At 73.6% G+C, this 13,876-nt stretch carries 14 protein-coding genes; 11 read left to right on the forward strand and 3 right to left on the reverse strand.

Annotation, left to right across the window (positions count from 1 at the left end; translation table 11 throughout):
• The coding region (locus ACWD4P_RS31360) for a histidine kinase (RefSeq protein WP_449781984.1) at positions 1-692 on the reverse strand (692 nt) is incomplete at its 3' end.
• Between the two features lie 293 nt (positions 693-985).
• Here ACWD4P_RS31360 and ACWD4P_RS31365 point away from each other — a divergent pair.
• Positions 986-1,219 (forward strand): hypothetical protein, encoded by a 234-nt coding sequence (locus ACWD4P_RS31365; RefSeq protein ID WP_359824792.1) that lies wholly within the window; start codon positions 986-988, stop codon positions 1,217-1,219.
• 101 nt (positions 1,220-1,320) lie between these two features.
• On the opposite strand, the gene ACWD4P_RS31370 is transcribed toward ACWD4P_RS31365, so the two are convergent.
• Complete coding sequence (locus ACWD4P_RS31370) at positions 1,321-2,481, reverse strand: serine hydrolase domain-containing protein (RefSeq protein ID WP_449782001.1); 1,161 nt, start codon at positions 2,479-2,481, stop codon at positions 1,321-1,323.
• A 231-nt stretch (positions 2,482-2,712) separates the two neighbouring features.
• Between ACWD4P_RS31370 and ACWD4P_RS31375 the strand changes: the two genes are divergently transcribed.
• The 6 genes from ACWD4P_RS31375 (at position 2,713) to ACWD4P_RS31400 (ending at position 8,803) form a co-directional block, all read left to right on the forward strand.
• Positions 2,713-3,318: a DUF6939 family protein gene (locus ACWD4P_RS31375; protein WP_359824794.1), complete on the forward strand. Its 606-nt coding sequence runs from the start codon at positions 2,713-2,715 to the stop codon at positions 3,316-3,318.
• Between the two features lie 166 nt (positions 3,319-3,484).
• A complete protein-coding gene (locus ACWD4P_RS31380) occupies positions 3,485-4,366 on the forward strand; it encodes an alpha/beta fold hydrolase (protein ID WP_449781985.1) in 882 nt (293 codons plus the stop codon).
• Positions 4,367-4,471: 105 nt separating this feature from the next.
• Positions 4,472-5,578 (forward strand): threonine aldolase family protein, encoded by a 1,107-nt coding sequence (locus ACWD4P_RS31385; protein WP_359823497.1) that lies wholly within the window; start codon positions 4,472-4,474, stop codon positions 5,576-5,578.
• A 176-nt stretch (positions 5,579-5,754) separates the two neighbouring features.
• Positions 5,755-6,333 (forward strand): NADAR family protein, encoded by a 579-nt coding sequence (locus ACWD4P_RS31390; RefSeq protein ID WP_449781986.1) that lies wholly within the window; start codon positions 5,755-5,757, stop codon positions 6,331-6,333.
• Complete coding sequence (locus tag ACWD4P_RS31395; protein WP_449781987.1) at positions 6,330-7,580, forward strand: hypothetical protein; 1,251 nt, start codon at positions 6,330-6,332, stop codon at positions 7,578-7,580. The genes ACWD4P_RS31390 and ACWD4P_RS31395 overlap by 4 nt, the downstream gene beginning before the upstream one ends.
• A gap of 68 nt (positions 7,581-7,648) precedes the next feature.
• A complete protein-coding gene (locus ACWD4P_RS31400) occupies positions 7,649-8,803 on the forward strand; it encodes a hypothetical protein (RefSeq protein ID WP_449781988.1) in 1,155 nt (384 codons plus the stop codon).
• A 184-nt stretch (positions 8,804-8,987) separates the two neighbouring features.
• Here the strand turns inward: ACWD4P_RS31400 and ACWD4P_RS31405 are convergent, their stop codons facing one another.
• Positions 8,988-10,370 (reverse strand): glycine--tRNA ligase, encoded by a 1,383-nt coding sequence (locus tag ACWD4P_RS31405; protein WP_224279482.1) that lies wholly within the window; start codon positions 10,368-10,370, stop codon positions 8,988-8,990.
• Between the two features lie 191 nt (positions 10,371-10,561).
• Between ACWD4P_RS31405 and ACWD4P_RS31410 the strand changes: the two genes are divergently transcribed.
• The 4 genes from ACWD4P_RS31410 to ACWD4P_RS31425 are packed head-to-tail and all read left to right on the forward strand — an operon-like array spanning position 10,562 to position 13,774.
• Positions 10,562-11,623, forward strand: coding sequence for a metal ABC transporter substrate-binding protein (locus tag ACWD4P_RS31410; RefSeq protein WP_449781989.1), 1,062 nt, complete (start codon positions 10,562-10,564; stop codon positions 11,621-11,623).
• Between the two features lie 14 nt (positions 11,624-11,637).
• The gene (locus ACWD4P_RS31415) at positions 11,638-12,402 is read left to right on the forward strand and encodes a metal ABC transporter ATP-binding protein (protein ID WP_359823507.1); all 765 of its coding nucleotides are present in this window, start codon (positions 11,638-11,640) and stop codon (positions 12,400-12,402) included.
• Positions 12,399-13,328 (forward strand): metal ABC transporter permease, encoded by a 930-nt coding sequence (locus tag ACWD4P_RS31420; protein WP_449781990.1) that lies wholly within the window; start codon positions 12,399-12,401, stop codon positions 13,326-13,328. The genes ACWD4P_RS31415 and ACWD4P_RS31420 overlap by 4 nt, the downstream gene beginning before the upstream one ends.
• Before the next feature lie 35 nt (positions 13,329-13,363).
• The gene (locus ACWD4P_RS31425) at positions 13,364-13,774 is read left to right on the forward strand and encodes a Fur family transcriptional regulator (RefSeq protein ID WP_049651097.1); all 411 of its coding nucleotides are present in this window, start codon (positions 13,364-13,366) and stop codon (positions 13,772-13,774) included.
• The last annotated feature ends 102 nt before the right edge of the window (positions 13,775-13,876 follow it).

Here is a 13,876-nt window from a genome sequence, read left to right on the forward strand (position 1 = left end):
AGCCCGCCCGGCTCGCCGACGGTCTCCGAGCGGACGTCCAGTCCGGCCGCGACCGCCTCGGAGACCAGGTGCGGGATGTCCGAGTCGGCCGGCCCGTGGGCGGCGGGGGTGGCACCGCCGGTCTCGTCCCCGTCGCGCAGGATGCCGATCACCTCCCCGAGCCGGTCGACGGCGGCCGCCGCACCCGCCCGGATCTCCTGGGCCGCCTCCCGGTGGGGCGGGGCCAGGTCGGGGGCGAGCTTGAGGGCCCCGGCACGCAGGGCGATCAGGCTGAGGTCGTGCCCGAGGGCATCGTGCATGTCCTGGGCGATCCGGGCCCGCTCGCGCAGCCGCGCCTGCTCGGCGACGAGTTGCCGCTCGCGTTCCAGCCGCTCGGCCCGCTCCCAGCCGGCCCGTACGAGCTCCTGCGACTGCCGCCAGAACCGGCCCAGCAGCCACGGCCCCATGCCGGTGCTCACGGCGAGGGCGACGAACCGCAGGCCCAGAACGATCCAGGCGGGCACCGACCCGACCACCAGCACCCCGGCCGAGACCAGGACGGCGAACACCACGGCCGCCGGCCGTACCCGCTCCGTCCACAGCCCGGCCAGGAAGGAGATCCCGACCGCCGGCAGCGCCCACCAGAGGCTCGTGACGCTCAGCCCGATACACACCGCCGCCACCGCGGGCAGCGCCGCCCCATTCATCCGCATGCCCACGACCCTACGAGGGGGACCGTCGAACCGGATCTGTCGAAAGTCATGCCCGCGCGGGGTGCCCGAGGCACGCCCGCCGTGCCGGGCCGCCGTTGCCGGCCGGACCCGGCGCAGGCGGCCCGGCCGCACCTCACGGCGGCCGGAACCGACCTGTCCGGGCCGGCGGAGCCGGAGTTCGTCCGCGCCCGGGGCCCAGGGCGGCCGTCCCACGCTCACGAGGAGCGGGGTGCGCTCACCGGCCTCCCGTGAGATAAAAGCCGGACGCACTCGAACCGGGGGAAGGTGACGTCATGCTCCTCGTCATGGTGTTCCTGTTCGCACTCGTCGCCATCGTCGTCGGCGCCACGGCCTTCCTGGTGCTCCGGGAACGCGCTCGGCGGCACCGGTTCGACGACGCCGAGGGGCTGCTGATCGAACAGCGGCGGACCGCCCACGCCGCGCGCATGCGGGCGACGTACTCCAGCGTGTCCGTCCACCACGGCAACGGCGTCATCGGCGACGAGGGGAACCACCACCGCTCCTGACCCGTCCTCGGCCCGCCGCCCGATGCCCGCCTCCCGATGCCGGTCGCTGGCATGCCCGCATGCCCGCATGCCCGCGTGCCCGCACGTCGGCTGGTAGAGCCTCAGCGACACAGGGCGGCGTCGACGACGTCCTCGAGGTGCCGCGTGACGGCGTAGTCGGCCGGGACGGTGGTCACCGCGATGTTCGCGGCGCGCCCGTCGTCGGTGGCACCGCCCCGGGTCTCGTAGCCCGGGATGTCGCCCCCGTGCCCCCAGTAGACCCCGCCGCAGGACAGCGGCCGGCTGATGATCCCCAGTCCGGCGCCGGCACCGGAGTCGCCGCCGATCGGCACCGTGGCGCGCATCTGGGCGAGTTGGGCCGAGGGCAGCAGGCGGTCCGGAACCAGCAGGGCGCCGAAGAAGCGGTTGAGGTCCGCGGTGGTGGAGATCATCTGCCCGGCCGCCCAGCCCGCCGACGGGTCCATCTCGGTGAAGTCGGTCAGCGGCCCGTCGGCGGAGTCCCTGCGGTAGCCCCTGGGGTGGGCCTCCCGGATCGTCCGGTCGCCCACGGCCGGGAAGGAGGTGTGCCGCAGCCCGAGGCGCCGGACGATCCGCCGGTCGATCTCCTCGGCGAGCGGCCGGCCGGTCACCCGCTGGACGAGCAGGCCGGCCAGCACGTAGTTGGTGCTGCTGTAGCCGAACCGCGCCCCGGGGTCGAAGACGGGCGGCTGCCGCAGTGCGAGGTCCACCAGTTCCCTGGGCTCGAAGTACCGGGAGCGGAGCGAGGCTTCGTCCAGCAGGCCCTCGTAGTCGGGCAGGCCGCTGGTGTGCTGGAGGAGCTGCCGGACGGTGACGCCGCGCCCGTCGACGCCCTCGCCGCGGGCCACACCGGGAAGGTAGGTGTCGACGGGGGCGTCGAGGTCGACCTTCCCCTCCCCCACCAGCTGGAGCACCACGACGGCGGTGAAGGTCTTGGTGTTGCTGCCGATCCGCACCTGCCCGCCGGCGGGAACGGCGGCGCCGGTGGCCAGGTCCCCCACGCCGGCGGTGTAGTCGCGGCTCCGCCCCCGCCCGTCCCGGACGGTCGCGAGCGCGCCGGGCACCCCGTCCGTCCGCACCAGCGCGTTCAGCCCCTGCTGCACACCGTCCGGTGCGGGCACGGCGGACGCGACGGACGCGGCGGACACGCCGAGTACGGCCGGTGCGGCGGACGCGGGCGACGCGGCGGACGGTGTCAGGGCCCCGACGGCCACGGCGGTCGAGAGCGTGAGGGCGAGTGCCATGTGGCGGACGTGCGGACGATGCACGGGTCAACTCCTCCGGAATCGCGGCGGGGCGGGAAGCCCCTGGTCACGCCCGCCAGTCTGGTCGCGCGGGGAATCACCGGCCTCCCCCGATCGAGGGAGCCCCCGTTCCCTCGTCCACCAGGGTCTCCGGGTGCACGGCCCCGGCCGGAATGTCGGTGGCACCGGGGACACTCGGTGGTCCGTGCCACCGAGAGAGGGAGCCCCCGGATGCCGATCCACGTCGCCGGCCGCCGCCGCACGACGGCCTCGCTGGAGGCCGCGTTCCCCGGCGCGGAGATCATCGACGTCACCTCCGGGGCGCCGGACCCCTGGGTGCGGCTGAGCCCGTTCTACCCGCACGGCGGCATCCCCGTGCCCTACGGCGAGGGCGTGACCAGCCAGTCGGTGGAAGGCATCTGGCAGGCCCTCAAGGTCTTCCCGGACAGCGACGTCGACCTCGCCAAGCTGCGCGTCACCTCGATGAGGGGCCTCAAGCGGACGGTGCGCCGGTTCGGCCCCGTCCAGGGCCACCGCACCGGTCCGCACGGCGACCGGCTGCTGTCCTACGAGGCGGCCCGCCGCCGGATCTACCTGCCGGCCTACCGCTGGGTCCTCGAACACCGCGTCGCCGACCTGGTCGAACGGCTCCGGGGCAAGGAGCACGTCGTGCTCCTGGACCACACCACCAACGGCGACGTCGCCGACCCCGGCAGCCCGCTGTCCCACGCCGCGCTCATCCGGCTGCACCTGGAGGGCCGTTGGCCCGACGAGCGGCACACCGCGGGGTGCGCCGGGCGGTGCCGCACCGAGGAGTGCCCCACGACGACGAGCTAGTGCGATGATCTTTCCCTCGGTACTGTGGCCCGTCGGAACAGCCGGGCGACCGGACAGCCGGGCAGCCGTTCGCGGGCCTCCCTCGTACGCCCCGCGCTCGACCGCCGGCGCCCGCCGCGCCCGAGGACGTCCTCCGCGGCGCCCCTCGCGGCGGGGAGACCAGAAAGTGAGCAGACAGATGCAACCCACCTTCGTCCTGGTTCACGGAGCCTTCGCGAACTCCTTCTCCTTCGCGCCGCTCCAGGCCGAACTCGGCCTCCTCGGCCACCGCTCCGTCGCCGTCGACCTCCCGGGGCACGGCTTCGCGGCGACGTACCCGCGCGCCTACCAGGCGCCGCAGGACCCCGAAGGGCTCGCCACCACCCCCGGGGCCATCAAGGGCGTCACCCTCGCCGACAACGTCTCGCACCTCATCGGGATACTGGAGCGGGCCAAGCGGAACGGGCCCGTCGTCCTCGTCTCGCACAGCCGCGGGGGCCTGACGGCCACCGTCGCGGCCAACCGGCGTCCCGACCTGATCGACCGGATCGTCTACGTCTCGGCCTGGGCCCCCGTCGACCTCGACGTCGCCGGCTACTACGCCGAGCCCGAGATGGCCACGGTCGACGCCGCCGGGCTGGCAGCGGCGATGGTCGGGAACCCCGCCGAACTCGGGCTGCTGCGCGTCAACTTCCGCACCGCCGACCCCGAGGTGGTGGCGACCTTCAAGGCGGCCTTCCTCGCCGACGGGACGGACGAGGAGTTCCTGGTCTTCCTCAACGCCTTCCAGCCCGACGAGAACCTCGACGCCGGCACGCCCGAGGACCGGGCTCAGGCCGACAGCTGGGGCCGGATCCCCAAGTCGTACGTCCGGCTGACCGAGGACACCAGCGTGCCGCTCGCCATGCAGGACCGGATGATCCGCGAGGGCGACGCGCTGACCCCGGAGAACCCCTACGACGTCCGGACGCTCCCCGGCAGCCACCTGAAGTGGCTGGTCGCCCCGGCGCCGGCGGCCCGGGTCCTGGCGGAGATCGCCGAACTCCTGCCCGCTCCCGCCGGGTCCTGACCGGCACCGTGCGGGCGCGGGGCGGGCGGACGGCCCCGGGGCGGCCCACTCCCCCACGGCGAAAAGCAGTTGGCCCCGACCCGGCACGGGTCCGACAATCGCCGGATGACCGATGACCAGAGCGAGTTCCAGCGGCGCCGCGCGGCCCGGATGACCTGCAAGCGCTTCCTCTCCGCCGACCGCGTCCTCAGCATCCGCGAGCGCCTGGCCCAACTCTCCGCCGTGGAGGGCCTGGACGCCTGCCCCGACTTCTACGGCAGCGACGGCCCGGTGCGGCAGTTGGAGGAGCGGACCGCCGCGCTGCTCGGCAAGGAGGACGCGGTCTTCTTCCCCACCGGGACGATGGCCCAGCAGGTCGCCCTCCGCCACCACGCCGAGCAGACCGGCAACCCGGCCGTCGCCCTGCACCCGCTCAGCCACATCGAGCGGCACGAGCGCCACGCCTACACCCAGCTCACCGGGCTGCGCGGGCTCTGGCCCACCACCGAGCAGCGCCAGCCGACACCCGAGGAACTCCGGGAGCTGGGGCAGCCGTTCGGCACCCTCACGGTCGAACTCCCGTTGCGCGACCCCGGCTACCTCCTCCCCGGCTGGGACGAGCTGACGGCCCTGGTGGCCGCGGCCCGCGAGACCGGCGCCCGGGTGCACTTCGACGGCGCCCGGCTCTGGAACACCACGGTCCACTTCGACAAGCGGCTCGACGAGATCGCCGCCCTCGCCGACAGCGTCTACGTCTCCTACTACAAGGACCTCGGCGGGATCAGCGGCGCCGCCCTCGCCGGTGACTCCGCCCTCACCGCCTACGCCCGCACCTGGCTCCACCGCTACGGCGGCCGGATGTTCCAGCACTGGCCGGCCGCGCTCGCCGCCCTCCACGGCCTGGACACCGTCCTGCCCGAGCTGGCGGAGTACACCCGCCACGCCACGACCCTCGCCCCGGCCCTGGCCGCCCTCCCCGGCGCCCGGCTGTACCCGGAGGTCCCGCCCACGCACGAGTTCCAGCTCTGGCTGCCGCATCCGGCCAAGGCCCTGAACGCCGCCCACCTGGCCCTCGCCGAGGAGGAGGACGTCTGGTTCGTCCCGTACTGGGAGGACGCCGCCCCCGGTCTCGCCATGGCCGAAGTCAGCCTCGGCCGGCCGGCGCTGGGGTGGGCGCCCGAGGAGGTGACGGAGGTCGGGCTGCGGTTCCTGGAGCTGGCCGCCGGCGCCTGACCTCGCGCGGTGCACCTCGGCCGGGGCCGCCCGGACCGGGCCGGCGGCGCCGGGTGCGTCGGGACGGCCGGCAGGACGGCCCCTCGATGCCGGCCGACGGGATCCGGGTCGCCACCCCCGGGTGATTCGCCGCGAAACGGTTCGCGGTCCGGAACCCTTCATGTCAGACTGACGATATGAGCGAGATGCACGTGGGGGAGCCGGCCGCCGTTCGCAGCCGCGAGGAGCTGGCCGCGCTGATGGCCGACGGGGCGCGGCCGAAGTGGGTGATGTTCTGGGGGCACACCGAGCGCAAGGGCGGCGGCACCCGGCAGGAGTGCCTGAGCCAGTGGTGGCCCGGCGAGTTCACCGTCGACGGGGTCACGTACGCCTCCGCCGAGCACTGGATGATGGCCGGCAAGGCCCGGATGTTCGGTGACGAGGAGATCGTGCGGCGGGTGCTCGCGGCCCGGACGCCCGCCGAGGCGAAGAAGCTGGGCCGGCTGGTCAAGGGCTTCGACGACGAGACCTGGACGGCCGGACGCTTCGAACTGGTGGTGGCGGGCAACGTCGCGAAGTTCGGGCAGGACGAGGCCCTGCGCGGCTACCTGCTGGGCACCGGCGACCGGGTGCTGGTCGAGGCCAGCCCGCTGGACCGGATCTGGGGCATCGGGCTCGCCGCCGACGACATCCGGGCCCAACAGCCCGACGAGTGGCGCGGGTTGAACCTGCTCGGCTTCGCTCTGATGGAGGCGCGTGCGCGGCTGCGCGGATGAGCGGAACGGCTCGACTGCTGGACGGGACGGTCGTGGCCTCGGCCGCCACCGCCCTGTTCCTGGTGCCGAGGGTGCTGCGGCGGGAGGCCGGCCCCGCACGACCGGAAGCCCGCCCCGCACGACGGGAAGCCCGCCCCGCACGGCAGCCGCCCCACCCCGCGCGGCAGGAGGCGGAGGCCAACCTCCCACGGCGCAGGCGCCCGTTCGGACCGGAGCCGGTGCTGGCGGCGGTCGTCGCGCTGATCCTCCTCAACCAGGTGCTCGTCGCGGTGTACGTGAACCGGGTGCACCACGGGGACGCCTCCTTCATCGCCCGCTACCTGCCGCCCGGCTGGTTCGACGTCCCGCGCCTGGACTTCCTCGCGGCGCGCTTCCCGGCCCCGGAGCTGCTGGCCCCGTCCGTGCTCAGGGTCCAGGCGTTCCTCGAACTGCCGCTGGTGCTGCTGGCGTTCGCCGCTGTCGTGCGACGGCTGGACCGCGCACTGTACGTCCGGCTGGCCCGCTCGCCGCTGGTCCCGCCGGCCGCCGTCTCGTACACGGTGGCGTTCTGCGCGGTGGAGTGGGACCTGCGCAACCCCTTCACCGTGGACGACCTCGTGCTCCGCTCGCTCGCGGCCTGCGCCACCCCTCCCCTGATCGCCTGGCTGGCCCGGCGCGAGCCCGAGTCCGGGTCCGGGTCCGGGTCCGAACCCGGGTCCGGGTCCGAGCCCCGGCCCGAGCCGCCCGCCAGCCCGTTCCGCTTCGCCCTCGACCTGTGGGCGTACGGCCAGTTGATGCTGGTGCTGTACGACACCGCGCTGCTCTACAACCTCGCCCGGCTCGGCGACCACCTCGCCTCCGCCGCGGTCGCGTCGGCGGTGCTGGTCGCCACCCGCGCCGTCCCCTCCCCGGCTCAGCGCCGGCCGCCGGGCCCGTACACCGCCGCACTCACCGGGACGCTCGGCCGGGCGCTCGCGCTGTTCCTCGTCCCCGCCCTGTCGATCCGCTATGCGGAGAGCTTCGGAACACCCCAACTGGCGGCCCTGGCAGGGCTCCTGGTGATCGGCGCGGCGCTCCGCCGGGATGCGGCGCTCCTCCTGCCGCCCGCCGTCGCGGGTGTGCTGGTCGGATGCGCTGTCGCGGCGCTGGCGCCCGGCCCGTACTACGAGGCGACTCTCCTACGGAGCGCGACCGGCGCACTTCTCGCAACGACCGCCGTCTGCGCGCTCCTTGACACCACTCGGACACGACTGGTCGTGCGCTCTTAACTCCGACGCCACATACTGACGCGAGGATGTCACGCAGTCAGGGTCCGGATGGACAGGTTGGGGCGATCATGCGCATGCGGCCGACGGCACAATCCGCGGGCCGGCAGCCGGAGGGCGAGCAACAGGCCGCCGAACTCCGCGCAGAACTGGACGAGTTACTCCGTGCGAGCCGCTACGCGAGCCAACGTGAACGGCGCCTGAACGAGGCGATCCGGGGCACACCGGGCCGCCAGCGGCCGGACGGGGAGCTGCTGCGCCAGCTCGCCCAGGCCCGCACCCTCCGCGAGGGCCTGGGCGCCCGGTGCCTCCAACTCAGCGACCAGCTGGAGGCGTTGGAGAGCCGGATCCGGCACGGGCAGCAGCCCTCGCCGCCGGAGCAGCAACACCCCCAGCCCCCGCCGCCGCCACAGCACCAGCACCAGCACCAGCGGCTCCGGCCGGAGCCCCCGCGGCAGCAGGCCCCTCAGCCGCCCGCCCGCCCCGACCTCGGCGCCCTCACCGAGCGGATCACCGTGCTCCACCGGTCCGGTTCCCACGCCGAGGCCACCGAGGTGATCGACGCGGCCGCCGCCCGCCTCACCCCCGCCGACGCCGCGCTGCTGGTCGGCATGCTGGCCCGGTACGGCCCCTCCGGCGGCTCGCTCCACCTCGCCCGCAGCATCGCCCGGTCCGCGCCCGACCGTTCCGTCGCCGTCCTCGCCGAGCTGCGCGAGCTGGGCCTGGCCGAGGAGGCGGCCGAGGTGTTCCACGCCTTCTGGAGCTACCCGGCCGCCTACGTCCCGGGCCTGCTCTCCGCGCTGGACCAGGCCGGACTGGCCGCCGACAGCGCGACACTGATCTGGGAGTGGGGGTCGGCGCCGATGCCCGAGCTGACCACCCTGGCCGCCTGCCTCCAGCAGCACGGCCGGACCTCCGACGTCCGGACCCTGCTGCGCCAGGCCGCGGGCCGCTCCACCGACGACCTCGCCGACCTCGCGGCCGGGCTGCCGCCCGCGCTCGCCACCCTCCTGCTGAACGAACTGGCCGTCCTGCGCCCGCCCGTGGAGGTGGTCCGGCTGGCCGCGGCGCTGGACGGCTCCGGCCGTTCCGAGCTCTACGCGCAGCTGCTGGCCGCGATGCTCGCCGACGAGGCCCGTCACCGCACCACCCTTGCCGCCCTGCGCACCGCCGGCCTCCCGACCCGACCGCCCGCGGCCCCGCGCTCCCGCTGGGGACGGCGGTAGCGGCACGGGAAGGGCGTCCGCGCCCGGCCACCACCCCGCCCCGACCCGGCGCGCCCGACGGCAAGAAACCCCCGACGGCAAGACCCCCCACGGCAAGACCCCCGACGGCGAGAGCCCCGGACGGCAAGGAGCCCCCGTCCGCCCCGGCAGGGCGGACGAGGGCTCCCCGAACGGACAGCGGCCGCTAGCAGCCGATCAGGCGCGCACCCAGGTACGCCTTGACCTGGTCCAGCGAGACGCGCTCCTGCGACATGGTGTCGCGGTCGCGGACGGTCACCGCGTTGTCCTCGAGGGTGTCGAAGTCGACCGTGACGCAGAACGGGGTGCCGATCTCGTCCTGGCGGCGGTAGCGCTTGCCGATGGCGCCGGCATCGTCGAACTCGACGTTCCACGCGGTGCGCAGGTCGGCGGCCAGGCCGCGGGCCTTCGGGGACAGCTCGGCGTTGCGCGACAGCGGCAGGACGGCGACCTTGACCGGGGCCAGGCGCGGGTCGAGCCGCATGCCGACGCGCTTCTCCATGACGCCCTTGGCGTTCGGCGCCTCGTCCTCGAAGTAGGCGTCGATCAGGAAGGCCAGCATGGCGCGGTTGAGGCCGGCCGCCGGCTCGATGACGTACGGGAAGTACCGCTCGCCGGACTCCTGGTCGAAGTACTTCAGGTCCTGGCCGGACGCCTCGCTGTGCACCCGCAGGTCGTAGTCGGTGCGGTTGGCGACGCCCTCCAGCTCCGAGAACTCGCTGCCGCCGAAGTTGAAGCGGTACTCGATGTCCACGGTGCGCTTGGCGTAGTGGGAGAGCTTCTCCTTCGGGTGCTCGAAGAAGCGCATGTTCTCGGTGCGCAGGCCGAGGCCGACGTACCAGTCCCAGCGCTGCTGGAGCCAGTACTCGTGCCACTGCTCGTCCTCGCCCGGCTTGACGAAGAACTCCATCTCCATCTGCTCGAACTCACGGGTCCGGAAGATGAAGTTGCCGGGGGTGATCTCGTTGCGGAAGCTCTTGCCGGTCTGGGCGATGCCGAACGGCGGCTTCTTGCGCGAGGTGGTCTGGACGGCCTTGAAGTTGGTGAAGATGCCCTGGGCGGTCTCCGGGCGCAGGAACGCCAGGCCGCTCGCCTCCTCGGTGACGCCGAGGTGGGTCTTCAGCATGCCCGAGAAGTCCTTGGGCTCGGTGAACTGGCCCTTGGTGCCGCAGTCGGGGCAGTTGACGTCCTTGAGGCCGTTCGGCGGCGGGAAGCCGTGCTTGGCCTCGTACTTCTCCTCCAGGTGGTCGGCCCGGTGGCGCTTGTGGCAGGAGAGGCACTCGGTCAGCGGGTCGTTGAAGGTGGCGACGTGACCGGAGGCCTCCCAGACCTCGCGGGCGAGGATCACCGACGAGTCGAGTCCGACGACGTCCTCACGGGCCTGGACCATCGCACGCCACCACTGGCGCTTGATGTTCTCCTTGAGCTCGACGCCCAGCGGCCCGTAGTCCCAGGCGGCACGCGTGCCGCCGTAGATCTCGCTGCAGGGGTAGACGAAGCCACGGCGCTTGCTCAGGCTGACGATCGTGTCGATCTTGTCGGCGGCCACAGTGCTCTCTTCATGACGTACGGCACGGTCAGGGCACGGCTGGTTGCGCGTACCCGAATACCTCAGGTTACCGGCCATACGGGTACGTGATTCAAATCGGTATCGTCCGGCCGCCCCCACTCTCCGCCACCTGTCGTTCACCCGTCCGAGTGATTTGACAATCATTTCCATGTGAGATGAGAATGATTGTCATGATGATCGGACTGCCTCGACTCGGACTGACCCGCCGGACCCGCCGTTCCCTGGCCATCGCCACCACCGCCCTCGCCGCCTCCCTCGCCCTCACGGCCTGCGGAGGCAGCAGCAGCGCCGACAGCGGCAACGGCAGGCTGAAGGTCGTCGCGTCCTTCTACCCGATGGAGTTCCTGGCCCAGCAGATCGGCAAGGAGCACGTCGCGGTCACCGACCTCACCGCCGCCGGCGTCGAACCGCACGACCTGGAGCTCACCGCCAAGCAGGTCGGCACGGTCCAGAAGGCCGACGCGATCGTCTACCTCAAGGGCCTCCAGCCCACCGTCGACCAGGCCGTCGCGCAGTCGTCCAGCAAGCACAAGATCGACGCAACCGCCGCCGCCCCGCTGGTCGACCACCACCTCGACGAGGGCACCGAGGGCGCGGACCACGGGGCCGACGGCCACGGGACCGACGCCCACGGCGGGGACGGCCACCAGCACGAGGGCGCGGCCGGCGACCCGCACATCTGGCTCGACCCGACCCGCTACGCGGCGGTCGCCAGGAACGTCGGCGAGGAGTTCGCCAAGGCCGACCCGACCCACGCCGAGGACTACCGGAAGAACACCGACGAGCTCGTCACCAAGCTCACCGCGCTCGACCAGGAGTTCCAGGCCGGGCTGAAGGACGCCACCACCAGGACCTTCGTCACCAGCCACGCCGCCTTCGGCTACCTCGCCGACCACTACGGCCTCACCCAGGTCGCCATCAACGGCGTCGACCCGGAGTCCGAGCCCACCCCGGCCCGCCTCGCCGCCGTGCAGAAGGCCGCCCGGGACAACGGCGCCACCACCGTCTTCTTCGAGACCCTGGTCAGCCCCAAGCTCGCCGAGACCGTCGCCAGGGACCTCGGCCTCAAGACCGCCGTCCTGGACCCGCTGGAGGGCGTCAAGGACCCGTCCAAGGACGACTACCTGACCGTCATGAAGCAGAACCTGGCCAACCTCCGGGCCGCCCTCGGCGCCCCCGCGGCACCTGCGGCCCCCGCCGCCGACGCCACCACCCCCGCCCCCGCGAACTGACGGGACCGAGCACCATGACCGACCCGATACCCCCGGCCGTCCGCCTCCGCGACGCCGTCGCCGCGCGCGGCGGCCGGCCGGTGCTGCGCGGCGTCGACCTCACCGTCCGCCCCGGCGAGGTGGTCGCCCTGCTGGGCGCCAACGGCTCCGGCAAGTCGACCACCGTCAAGGCCGTGATCGGCTCCGTCCCGCTGGAGCGGGGCACCCTGGAGCTGTTCGGCACGCCGTACGGCTCCTTCCGCGCCTGGCACCGGATCGGGTACGTCCCGCAGCGCACCACCGCCGCCTCCGGCGTCCCCGCCACCGTCCGCGAGGTGGTCTCCACCGGACGGCTGCCGCAGCACCGGCTGCTGCCGTTCCGCCGCAGGGACCGCGAGGCGGTGGACCGAGCGCTGGCCGCCGTCGGCATGCTGGACCGGGCCCAGGACGGCGTGGCCGACCTGTCCGGCGGCCAGCAGCAGCGGGTGCTGATCGCCCGCGCCCTGGTCGGCTCCCCCGACCTGCTGATCATGGACGAGCCGATGGCCGGCGTGGACGCCGCGAGCCAGCAGGTGCTCGCCGACACCCTGCGCACCGAGGTCGGCCGCGGCGCCTCCGTCCTCCTCGTGCTGCACGAACTCGGGCCGCTGGAACCGCTGATCGACCGCGCCGTGGTGCTGCGGGACGGCTGCGTCGCCCACGACGGCCCGCCCGTGCCCAACACCGGCCTGCACGCGCTGCCCGGCCACGACCACGTCCACCCGCACGCCGACCTGACCCCGCCGAGGCTGCTGGCATGACCGAGATGCTCTCCTACGACTTCATGCAGCGCGCCCTGCTCGCCGCCGTCCTGGTCGGGATCACCGCCCCGGCCGTCGGCATCTACCTGGTGCAGCGCCGCCAGGCCCTGATGGGCGACGGCATGGGCCACGTCGCGATGACCGGCGTCGGCCTCGGCTTCATCTTCCAGACCAGCCCGGTCTGGATGGCCGTGCTGGTCTGCGTGCTCGGCGCCGTCACCATGGAGCTGGTCCGCTCGCGCGGCAACCAGCGCGGCGACATCGCCCTCGCGATGCTCTTCTACGGCGGCATGGCCTGCGGCAAGCTGCTGGTCTCGATGTCCGCCCAGGCCGGGGCCGGCTCGCTGGAGAGCTACCTGTGGGGCTCGATCCTCACCGTCGCCCCCGCCGACCTGGCCACCATCGCGGTGCTCGGCGCGGTGGTCATCGCGGTCACCGTGGGCCTGCGCCGCCAGCTCTTCGCGATCTGCCAGGACGAGGACTTCGCCCGGGTCACCGGCGTGCCGGTGCGCACCCTCAACCTGCTGCTCGCGGTGATGGCCGCGGTCACCGTCACCGTCGCCATGCGGGTGGTCGGGCTGCTGCTGGTGAGCGCGCTGATGGTGGTCCCGGTGGTCGCCGCCCAGCAGCTCACCCGGTCCTTCGCCGCCACCCAGGCCGCCTCGATCGCGCTCGGCGTGGTCGTCGCGCTGGCCGGCGTCACCGGCTCCTACCAGCTCGACGTGCCCTCCGGTCCGGCCATCGTGCTGCTCGCCATCGCGGTCTTCGCGGTGTTCAGCCTGCTCGCCGCTCCGCTCGCCCGACGGCGCCACCGCGGCACGGGCGAACACGGGCCGAAGGTGTGCGACGTGGAGCTGCCGGAACAGGCCGTCTCCGAACCGTCCGACACGACCACCCCTGGGCGACGGGCCGGGCTGGCACAATGATGTGCGAGACGCCCACGACCCCAGGAGGACCCACGGTGACCACCGCAGGCCCGTCGCCGCGCGCCCGATCGACCCGGCAGCGTGCCGCCGTCTCGGCGGCCCTGGACGAGATCGCGGACTTCCGCAGCGCGCAGGAGCTCCACGACCTGCTCAAGCACCGCGGGGACTCCGTCGGTCTGACCACGGTCTACCGCACGCTCCAGTCGCTGGCGGACGCCGGTGAGGTGGACGTGCTGCGCACCGCCGACGGCGAGGCGGTCTACCGCCGGTGCAGCAGCGGGCACCACCACCACCTGGTCTGCCGGCACTGCGGCGCGACCGTCGAGGTGGAGGGCCCCGCGGTGGAGCGCTGGGCCAACTCGGTCGCCGCCGAGCACGGCTTCAGCGACATCGCGCACACCCTGGAGATCTTCGGGACCTGCGCGGAGTGCGCCAAGAAGGTCTGAGCGACGGCGAAGGGCCCGTGGGAGAAACCACGGGCCCTTCGCCGTACCCGTTCCGAGGGCCGTACCCGTTCCGGCGGCCGTACCCGTTCCGAGGGCCGTACC

It is taken from the genome of Kitasatospora sp. NPDC002543, from assembly GCF_053594915.1.